Below are 9,244 nucleotides of genomic sequence, written 5' to 3' on the forward strand. Positions count from 1 at the left end.
CTTCACGGACGCTCGCCATGACCCTCACAGAATTACGCTACATCGTGACCCTCGCCCAAGAGCAGCATTTCGGCCATGCGGCCGAGCGTTGCCATGTCAGCCAGCCGACGCTGTCGGTGGGTGTGAAAAAGCTTGAAGACGAGCTCGGCGTGCTGATTTTCGAGCGCAGCAAAAGCGCCGTGCGCCTGACCCCGGTCGGCGAAGGCATCGTGGCCCAGGCACAGAAGGTACTGGAGCAGGCCCAGGGCATCCGTGAGTTGGCCCAGGCCGGCAAGAACCAGCTGACCGCCCCGCTGAAAGTCGGTGCGATCTACACCGTCGGCCCGTACCTGTTCCCGCACCTGATCCCGCAACTGCACCGGGTCGCCCCGCAGATGCCGTTGTACATCGAAGAAAACTTCACCCATGTGCTGCGCGACAAGCTGCGCAACGGCGAGCTGGACGCGATCATCATCGCCCTGCCGTTCAACGAAGCCGACGTCCTGACCCTGCCGCTCTACGACGAACCGTTCTACGTCCTGATGCCGGCCCAGCACCCCTGGACCCAGAAAAAAACCATCGACGCCACCCTGCTCAACGACAAGAGCCTGCTGCTGCTCGGCGAAGGCCACTGCTTCCGCGACCAGGTGCTCGAAGCCTGCCCGACCCTGACCAAGGGCGGCGAAGGCGCCAAGCACACCACGGTGGAATCCAGCTCCCTGGAAACCATCCGCCACATGGTCGCCTCGGGCCTGGGCATTTCGATCCTGCCGCTGTCGGCGGTGGACAGCCACCACTACGCCCCCGGCGTGATCGAAGTTCGCCCACTGACGCCGCCCGTGCCGTTCCGCACCGTTGCCATCGCCTGGCGCGCCAGCTTCCCGCGGCCCAAGGCCATCGAGATCCTCGCTGACTCGATCCGCCTGTGTTCCGTGGCAAAGCCGCCCACAGCCAAGTAAGTCGCGGCCATGACTGAGCTGTCGAACGTGCCGGTCACGGCACTCAAGGGTGTCGGTGAAGCCATGGCCGAGAAACTGGCCAAGGTCGGCCTGGAAAACCTCCAGGACGTGCTGTTCCACCTGCCGCTGCGCTATCAGGATCGCACCCGCGTGGTGCCCATCGGTCACTTGCGACCGGGGCAGGACGCGGTGATCGAAGGCACCGTCAGCGGCGCCGACGTGGTCATGGGCCGGCGCCGTAGCCTGGTGGTGCGCCTGCAGGACGGCACCGGCGGGCTCAGCCTGCGCTTCTATCACTTCAGCAATGCACAAAAGGAAGGCCTCAAGCGTGGCACCCGCGTGCGCTGCTACGGCGAGGCTCGGCCTGGTGCCTCGGGACTGGAGATCTATCATCCGGAATACCGCAGCATCACTGGCGACGAACCGCCGCCGGTGGATGAGACCCTGACCCCGGTCTATCCGCTCACCGAAGGCCTGACTCAACAGCGCCTGCGCCAGCTCTGCCAGCAAACCCTGACGTTGCTGGGCCCCAGCAGCCTGCCCGACTGGCTGCCCACGGAACTGGCCCGGGATTACCAATTGGCGCCGTTGGCCGATGCGATCCGCTACCTGCACCACCCGCCCGCCGATGCCGATGTCGACGAGCTCGCCCTCGGCCATCACTGGGCCCAGCATCGCTTGGCCTTTGAAGAGTTGCTGACCCATCAACTGTCGCAGCAACGCCTGCGGGAAAGCCTGCGCTCCCTGCGCGCCCCGGCCATGCCCAAGGCCAAGGATCTGCCCACCCGTTACCTGGCCAACCTTGGCTTCGCGCCCACCGGCGCCCAGCAGCGGGTCGGCAACGAAATCGCCTATGACCTGAGCCAGCCCGAGCCGATGCTACGGCTGATCCAGGGCGACGTCGGCGCCGGCAAGACCGTGGTCGCCGCCCTCGCCGCGCTCCAGGCCCTGGAAGCGGGTTATCAGGTGGCGTTGATGGCGCCCACCGAGATCCTTGCCGAACAACATTTCATCACCTTCCAGCGCTGGCTCGAACCGCTGGGCATCGAAGTCGCCTGGCTGGCCGGCAAGCTCAAGGGCAAGAATCGCGCAGCCGCCCTGGCGCAGATCGCCGAAGGCGCACCGATGGTGGTGGGCACCCATGCCTTGTTCCAGGACGAAGTGCAGTTCAAGAACCTGGCGTTGGTGATCATCGACGAGCAGCACCGTTTCGGCGTGCAGCAACGCCTGGCCCTGCGGCAGAAAGGCGTGGGCGGGCGGATGTGTCCGCACCAGTTGATCATGACCGCCACGCCGATCCCACGGACCCTGGCCATGAGCGCCTACGCCGACCTCGACACCTCGATCCTCGACGAACTGCCCCCGGGCCGCACACCGGTCAATACCGTGCTGGTCACCGACACCCGGCGGGTCGAAGTGATCGAGCGCGTGCGCAGCGCCTGTGCCGAAGGGCGCCAGGCCTATTGGGTCTGCACCCTGATCGAAGAATCGGAAGAACTGACCTGCCAGGCCGCTGAAACCACCTATGAAGACCTCACCGCCGCCCTCGGTGAGTTGAAGGTCGGGCTGATCCACGGGCGCATGAAACCCGCCGAGAAAGCCGCCGTCATGGCCGAATTCAAGGCCGGCGCCCTGCAACTGCTGGTCGCCACCACGGTGATCGAGGTCGGTGTGGACGTGCCCAACGCCAGCCTGATGATCATCGAGAACCCCGAACGCCTGGGCCTGGCGCAGTTGCACCAGTTGCGCGGCCGCGTCGGTCGGGGCAGCGCCGCCAGCCATTGCGTCTTGCTGTATCACCCCCCCCTGTCCCAAATCGGTCGGCAGCGGCTGGGCATCATGCGCGAAACCAACGACGGCTTTGTCATCGCCGAAAAAGACCTCGAATTGCGCGGCCCTGGTGAAATGCTCGGCACGCGCCAGACCGGTCTGCTTCAATTCAAGGTAGCCGACCTGATGCGCGACGCCGATCTGCTCCCTGCAGTACGCGACGCCGCCCAGGCGCTACTGGAACGCTGGCCCGATCACGTCAGCCCGCTGTTGGATCGCTGGCTGCGTCATGGGCAGCAATATGGCCAAGTGTGAGCACGCTCTCAGTTTCCGGACGCACCTACCGGGCAAGCTGGTTATACTGCTCAACTTGTAGGAAAACGGATACAGACCATGACTGAAGCTGCCCTCGTCCCCGACTCCCCGCACGCTCCGTCTGTTATTCGGCTGTTGCTCGAGAAACTGGGCATCGCCTTTGACGAAATTATCGAACGACCGGGCCTGAACCCTGCCCGCAAAGTACAGGCCGTTCTGCTGCACGATGCCGTTGGCGCGCTCATGGTGCTGTTTCCACAAAGCCAGCTGCTAGACCTCAACCGCCTGGCCGAACTCACCGGTCGCAAGCTCACGGCGGTGCCTACCGACCGCCTGGAACGCATGCTTGGCAAACACAGCCTGAGCCTGCTGCCCGGCCTGCCGGCGCTGACCAGTTCCCCCTGCCTGTACGAAGAAAGCCTGCTGCGTGAACCGAAGCTGCTGATCAACTCGGGCGAGCCGGGGCTGCTGCTGGAAGTCACCAGCGAAGCGTTCAAGACCATGCTCACCAAAGCCAGCGCCGCGACATTTGGCGAAGCCTTGAGCAACATCACACCCAACCTGGACCGCCCGCACGACGACCGCGCGGAAATCACCCAGGCCGTCCAGGCGTTTACCGCGCGGCGTATCCAGCAACGCCTGGAAGAAACCATCGAGATCCCACCGCTGGCCGAAACCGCGCAAAAAATCATCAAGTTGCGGGTCGACCCTGACGCGACCATCGACGACATCACCGGCGTCGTGGAAACCGACCCGGCCCTGGCCGCGCAAGTAGTGAGCTGGGCCGCATCGCCCTACTACGCCTCGCCGGGCAAGATTCGTTCAGTGGAAGACGCCATCGTCCGGGTCCTGGGCTTCGACCTGGTGATCAACCTGGCGCTGGGCCTGGCCTTGGGCAAGACCCTGAGCCTGCCCAAGGACCACCCGCAACACACCACACCGTACTGGCACCAGTCGATCTACACTGCCGCCGTTATCGAAGGCCTGACCCGCGCCATGCCTCGGGCCGAGCGCCCCGAAGGTGGCCTGACCTATCTGTCCGGCCTGCTGCACAACTTCGGCTACCTGTTGCTGGCCCACGTGTTCCCGCCGCACTTCTCATTGATCTGCCGGCACCTGGAGGTCAACCCGCACCTGTGCCACAGCTACGTGGAACAGCACCTGCTGGGCATCAGCCGCGAACAGATCGGCGCCTGGCTGATGCGCTACTGGGACATGCCCGACGAACTGGCCACCGCCCTGCGCTTCCAGCACGACCCGCACTACGACGGCGAGTACGCCGCCTACCCGAACCTGGTCTGCCTGGCCGTACGCCTGCTGCGCTCGCGGGGTATCGGCTCCGGTCCGGACGAGGAAATCCCCGATGCACTGCTCGAACGCGTAGGCCTGTCTCGGGACAAGGTCAATGACGTGGTCAGCAAAGTGCTCGAGGCTGAAGTGTTGTTGCGGGAACTGGCTTCGCAGTTCAGCCACGGCTAAAAACGGCTCCGTGTCAGGCGGACGAGCTCTTGTGGCAAGGGAGCTTGCTCCCGCTTGACTGCGCAGCGGTCGCAAAACCAGCTGACGCGATCCTCCAGGAAGGCTGCATATACCCATTTGGAGGTCGCTTCGCAGCCCAGCGGGAGCAAGTCCCTCGCCAGTTAGCTTAAGCCAGATAGCGGATCACCCAACCGCCCGCAGCATAAGCCCAGGGCTTAGCCTCCACCCACGTCAACCCGCACACGACAATCCGCCCATCCTTCATGATCGTCATGTCTTCCAAGCTCTCATACGTTTCATCTTCGTCGAAAACGATAAAACCGGTGCCGTTGAACGTCTGATCCAGAGAACCGTCAGAACGAAAACGTGCCGTTAGCGCTGTCGCCTCCTCAGTGGCGAACCCCCTGCCGGTAGTACCAGCGACGATGATCGAACCATCCGCCTGCAATGCACAACGCCGCCATTTCAAGCCTTGGGGCACGAGTGTGGAGAACAAAGGCTGTCCGCGATTGAAGTTGAAATCGAAAAATCCGCCGCTGGTTAAAACGAACATCAAGCCATTGTAAATACCATCGCGCAGAGCCTCGCCTATCGCGACGATACTGCCATCAATCTCTCTTACCTCAATAGCCTCCATGTATATGCTATTAGAGCTGCGCACCGTCACAGTCCCGCCATTGAAAATTCTATCGAGGCGTCCCATTTCATCGAAACGGGTCACATAAACACCTCGGGAATCGGGAGATCTCAATCTATAGTCACCACATACCAATACTTTTCCATCTGCCTGAACGGCAACAGTCTCAGTATAATTCTCGTCATAGGCGATACCTTCGAGCTCGACAATCGCAAAGCCAAGACCGTTAAACGTATAGTCGGTAGAACCATCTGAGTTAAGGCGAAGCACGATCCCTTTCGTCTGACCGGATTCAGTACTTACACCACCGGCCAAAAAAATTTTCCCATCCAATTGCTGGACCGCAGAGGCTCCTTTACTACCCGAGCCCCATGGTGCCCCCGCGGAGGACTCTTCGTTATCCCATCCAGGTACGCGCCTTCCTACTCCAACATACTTGGGGTTGCCCATACTGCCGTAAGGAAGCAGACGCACACCTTTTTCACCGAAGGACTCATCCAACTGCCCATCCTCGCGGTGCCGCACGACATACAGGCCACCGTCGGCGATCGTCGTGTACTGTCCCATTACCAACCACCCGCCATCGCTCAGTCTGCAGAGTTCCCTGACGTCCAGTTGAGCCCCTTCTATATAAATCTCGACAAGCCCGGACCCGTTTCCACCAAAGTCTATGTCGAGTGAGCCATCCTCGTTCAGCCTGGCTATAGCGGTAGGGGCGTTTACTCCTGATAAATGAATGGCGACCAGTAATTTTCTTTCAGGTAACTCCAGGACAGCTACGGTATGGAATCCGGAAATCTCGGGTATCGGGAACTTCAGTATTCCCCCGCTGGCGAAACTCGGGTCCAGAGTGCCCGCTGTCGCGGCGCGTGTTGGGTGAGTCATGATTTCCGCTCCTTTGAGGTGTATGCAACGCCCCCTAATGGAGCCCCCAAACGCGCGTCTTTACACCTGTAAGGAATGACAGGTCGAGCTATCTTTTGGAGATAAGGCACAGGCCGGTTAGACCAACTCACTAATCAAGCCTTAGGCTTAGCCTTCTTCGGCTTCAAATACTTGGTCAGCCCCTGGAACCAGATCACCAGCGCCGGGTTGCCCTTGATCTGGATCGACTTGTCCTGAATCCCCGTCATGAACGCCAGTTGCTTGTTCTTGGCCTGCATCGTGGCAAAACCATAGGCGGCGTCCTTGAAGGCGATGGCGAAGGCAGGCTCCGGGTAAGTGCCGGACCGGCTGGTGATGCGCTGGTTTTTCACGGTGAAATGCCGGGCGACCTTGCCGTCCAGGGTTTGCAGTTGAAACACCAGTTCCTTATCGCCCAACTGCTGCTGGAACGCCGGATTGGTCCGACTGGCCTTGCCCATCAACAACCCCAGCATCCACAGCAGAAAACGAAATTTCATGGGCACCGCCTCGTGAGAAAAGATCAATGGCAGGCAGTTTAGCGATTCTTCGGCTCAACGCCATCATCGGATCGCTTTAGCGGAAGATAAGCTTGTTTTCGCGAAAGATGACTACCAAGTCACAAAACCAAAAATCAAAAGATCGCAGCTTTTGGCAGCTCCTACATCGATTTCCGTAGGAGCTGCCGAAGGCTGCGATCTTTTGACCCTTTTTCCCCGCCAAACCCTCGGACATTTCCTTCAACACGCCGGGCTGTTCATGAACTAGGCGCGCTGGGCATGGGCCGCTAACCTTTGTTCGTCATCGCAAAAAACGGTGACACGGACGTGCAAGTCCGAACTGGTACGCAATTGGTTATGGCTATTGACCGAGCATTTTTTTATGCTCGCGTCCGTTATGGCAATTGTGCGTGGGAGACCTTCGGGTCTGCCGGCGGTACCAGACCGGTCTTGCACACCTACGTACAGTTGCCACCTCTTCGAATGCAAGCGAAAGGATGTCGACCCCAACTCTGGTACATAAATATGGTCAAGCCTTCACCGAATCCGCCGCAAAGCGGCCACAAATCCCGCGTCGAAAACCTCGAAGCTAAAAAACTCGACGATGCCGCCACCCGCGCCCTCGATTACTACCTCAACCCCCAACCCTCCCCGCCCGAACCCGACAAAAACCAGCTCTTCATCGTCTCGCCTCACATAGACACCGAAACCCTGCTGGCCAACGCCTCCGAAGACCTGCAATCAATCAGCACCATCGCCGCCGACCTGGCTGACGACGTGGATGACTCACGCCGCTGCATCGCCCTGGCAATCAGCCGCATGGCCGATGGGGTGCAGTTGCTGGTTGAGCGGGCGTTGGATCATTTGGAGACAAAGGAGGTAGTGACGCCTGGCGCCAAGGTGTAGAGCCTTGCATTGATGCAGGCTGAGCCGACGCCATCGCGAGCAAGCCCGCTCCCACAATTGGACCGGGGTACAGCCGGGAGAGACAGGCCGGCTTTAAGGCCGCCTCGCGAGCAAGCTTTGCTCCCACAGGTCCTGCTCAAACAGATCTGAGGGGTGTACGACCGGGAGAGCCAGGCCGGCTGTCAGGCCGCCTCGCGGTAGACGTTGATCTCGGCGCCCCGTTAACCACGATGGCCGAACGCAGGTATTGCGCAGTGGGCATCCCGGCATGGATGCCGGGATAGCCGCGCTGGGCCATGGATGGCCCTTCGCGGCGGGCCCACGGAGCAATGCCTGCGTTCGGGCATGCCGAGCCTAGGCGAGGCACCGAGTGGTGGGGCAGAAGCGCTTTGGTTACTTTCGCGCTTTTCGAAAGTGACCCGCTGTAAGAGCGGAACCATAAGTGGCCGTTACCGCAGCAATGGATATGTACCCGGTCAACAAAATCCTGGCCGGCTGTCAGGCCGCCATCGCGAGCAAGCTCGCTCCCACAATTGGATCGGGGTACAACCGGGAGAGACAGGCCGGCTGTCAGGCCGCCTCGCGAGCAAGCTTTGCTCCCACAGGGGACTGGAGGTTGGCGCGAATATTCGAGCCAGCACAAAACAAAAGTGGGAGCGAGCTTGCTCGCGATGGCGGTGCATCAGTCGACATCAAGGCCAACTGAACCGACGCTATCGCGAGCAAGCCCGCCCCCACAGATTTCGACTGCTGATCAACGACCAGCCGCCATCACTCAATCAAACATTCGGGCAAGGAACCGGTGCCCAATCACCCAGGTCCGGGTTTTTGCACATGCTGTTGACCTGAGTAGTACCCGCGCTGGCAACCTGCTTGCTTTCATCCTGCTTGGCCTTGGCGGTCAGCAGGGTTTTCTCGGTGGTGACCGCTTCTTTCGGCACGGGTGGCAGCTCTTTCTTCTTCGCCGGTTGTACGGTCTTGTTCTTTTTCTTGGTGCTGGTCTGAGCCACAACCGGCGTAGTGTCAGCAGTCGCCACGGTCACCACGTCAGTACGCTGCACACCCACTTGCTGCAGGTCCTTCTCATAGGCCTGGGTGTAGTTGTTCAGGTCTTCGGACGCTTTGCCGTTGACCGCAACGATCAGGTCGTTCGACTCTTTCAGGCCGGAGACGATTTCTGCCAGGCGCTTGCGACCTTCAGTATCGTTGACGGTCTTGGCCTTGCGGTCGGCAACCAGTTTGCTGAACGCGTTCTGGTAGCACTGCTGCGACGTCCGGGCGTAAGCGGTGCTGCGGTCGATATCGGAGACGCTTTTGTTGACGTCGGCGGCGTAGGACGCAATGCGCTGGTTGTCATCGGCGATCTGCTTCTGGCGCTCGGTGTAGTAACCGGCTGCACCACCGGCCAGGGCGCCGCCAGCAGCACCGATGGCCGCGTTGCGACCACGGTCTTCCTTGTCGGCGGTCAGAGCGCCCAGCAGCGCACCACCGACCGCGCCAACGGCTGCGCCGGTGACCACGGACTTGGTCATGTTGCCCTCGGTGGAGCGCAAGTGCTGCACCGGCTCGTAGCAGTTCGGGTAGTACTCGACCTTGGTGCTCGAGGCGACCTTGGAGGTCGGCGACGTGGCGCAGCCAGTCAGTACGGTGCTGAAGCCGACAGCGACCATCAGCAAGTGACGCTTGGAAACCGAAGCAAAAGGTTTACGGGAGAAAAGCATAGTTGTGTTCTCGTTTTAAGTTTTGACCAGCTCAGCACAGCCCCATCGCCGCCTGAGTCCCTTCCAAGCTCGCTG

7 protein-coding genes are annotated in these 9,244 nt (G+C 60.9%); 4 read left to right on the top strand and 3 right to left on the bottom strand.

Going from position 1 to position 9,244, the window contains the following annotated elements; genetic code table 11:
- Window positions 1–17 precede the first annotated feature (17 nt).
- The 3 genes from EPZ47_RS29070 to EPZ47_RS29080 all read left to right on the top strand — a co-directional run bounded on the left by EPZ47_RS29070 (window position 18) and on the right by EPZ47_RS29080 (window position 4,502).
- Window positions 18–938: a hydrogen peroxide-inducible genes activator gene (locus tag EPZ47_RS29070; RefSeq protein ID WP_135847786.1), complete on the top strand. Its 921-nt coding sequence runs from the start codon at window positions 18–20 to the stop codon at window positions 936–938.
- 9 nt (window positions 939–947) lie between these two features.
- Window positions 948–3,023 (top strand): ATP-dependent DNA helicase RecG, encoded by a 2,076-nt coding sequence (gene recG, locus EPZ47_RS29075; RefSeq protein WP_135847787.1) that lies wholly within the window; start codon window positions 948–950, stop codon window positions 3,021–3,023.
- A 78-nt stretch (window positions 3,024–3,101) separates the two neighbouring features.
- The gene (locus tag EPZ47_RS29080) at window positions 3,102–4,502 is read left to right on the top strand and encodes an aminoacyl-tRNA deacylase and HDOD domain-containing protein (protein ID WP_135847788.1); all 1,401 of its coding nucleotides are present in this window, start codon (window positions 3,102–3,104) and stop codon (window positions 4,500–4,502) included.
- 166 nt (window positions 4,503–4,668) lie between these two features.
- On the opposite strand, the gene EPZ47_RS29085 is transcribed toward EPZ47_RS29080, so the two are convergent.
- Both EPZ47_RS29085 and EPZ47_RS29090 read right to left on the bottom strand, forming a co-directional pair.
- On the bottom strand, window positions 4,669–6,024 hold the full coding sequence (locus EPZ47_RS29085) for a hypothetical protein (protein WP_135847789.1): 1,356 nt from the start codon (window positions 6,022–6,024) through the stop codon (window positions 4,669–4,671).
- A 134-nt stretch (window positions 6,025–6,158) separates the two neighbouring features.
- Window positions 6,159–6,542 carry a helicase gene (locus EPZ47_RS29090; RefSeq protein ID WP_135847790.1) on the bottom strand — a complete coding sequence of 128 codons (384 nt, stop codon included), beginning with the start codon at window positions 6,540–6,542 and terminating at the stop codon, window positions 6,159–6,161.
- 525 nt (window positions 6,543–7,067) lie between these two features.
- On the opposite strand from EPZ47_RS29090, the gene EPZ47_RS29095 reads away from it, so the two are divergent.
- The gene (locus EPZ47_RS29095) at window positions 7,068–7,448 is read left to right on the top strand and encodes a DUF6124 family protein (protein WP_135847791.1); all 381 of its coding nucleotides are present in this window, start codon (window positions 7,068–7,070) and stop codon (window positions 7,446–7,448) included.
- Between the two features lie 779 nt (window positions 7,449–8,227).
- Here the strand turns inward: EPZ47_RS29095 and tagQ are convergent.
- A complete protein-coding gene (gene tagQ / locus EPZ47_RS29110) occupies window positions 8,228–9,169 on the bottom strand; it encodes a type VI secretion system-associated lipoprotein TagQ (protein WP_135847793.1) in 942 nt (313 codons plus the stop codon).
- Window positions 9,170–9,244 lie beyond the last annotated feature (75 nt).

It is taken from the genome of Pseudomonas viciae, from assembly GCF_004786035.1.
GTDB classification, from domain to species: domain Bacteria; phylum Pseudomonadota; class Gammaproteobacteria; order Pseudomonadales; family Pseudomonadaceae; genus Aquipseudomonas; species Aquipseudomonas viciae.

Bases quoted from the DNA above. Each gene is read 5' to 3' on its own strand.
- EPZ47_RS29070 (WP_135847786.1), top strand. From the start codon at position 18: ATGACCCTCACAGAATTACGCTACATCGTGACCCTCGCCCAAGAGCAG.
- recG (WP_135847787.1), top strand. From the start codon at position 948: ATGACTGAGCTGTCGAACGTGCCGGTCACGGCACTCAAGGGTGTCGGT.
- EPZ47_RS29080 (WP_135847788.1), top strand. From the start codon at position 3,102: ATGACTGAAGCTGCCCTCGTCCCCGACTCCCCGCACGCTCCGTCTGTT.
- EPZ47_RS29085 (WP_135847789.1), bottom strand. From the start codon at position 6,024: ATGACTCACCCAACACGCGCCGCGACAGCGGGCACTCTGGACCCGAGT.
- EPZ47_RS29090 (WP_135847790.1), bottom strand. From the start codon at position 6,542: ATGAAATTTCGTTTTCTGCTGTGGATGCTGGGGTTGTTGATGGGCAAG.
- EPZ47_RS29095 (WP_135847791.1), top strand. From the start codon at position 7,068: ATGGTCAAGCCTTCACCGAATCCGCCGCAAAGCGGCCACAAATCCCGC.
- tagQ (WP_135847793.1), bottom strand. From the start codon at position 9,169: ATGCTTTTCTCCCGTAAACCTTTTGCTTCGGTTTCCAAGCGTCACTTG.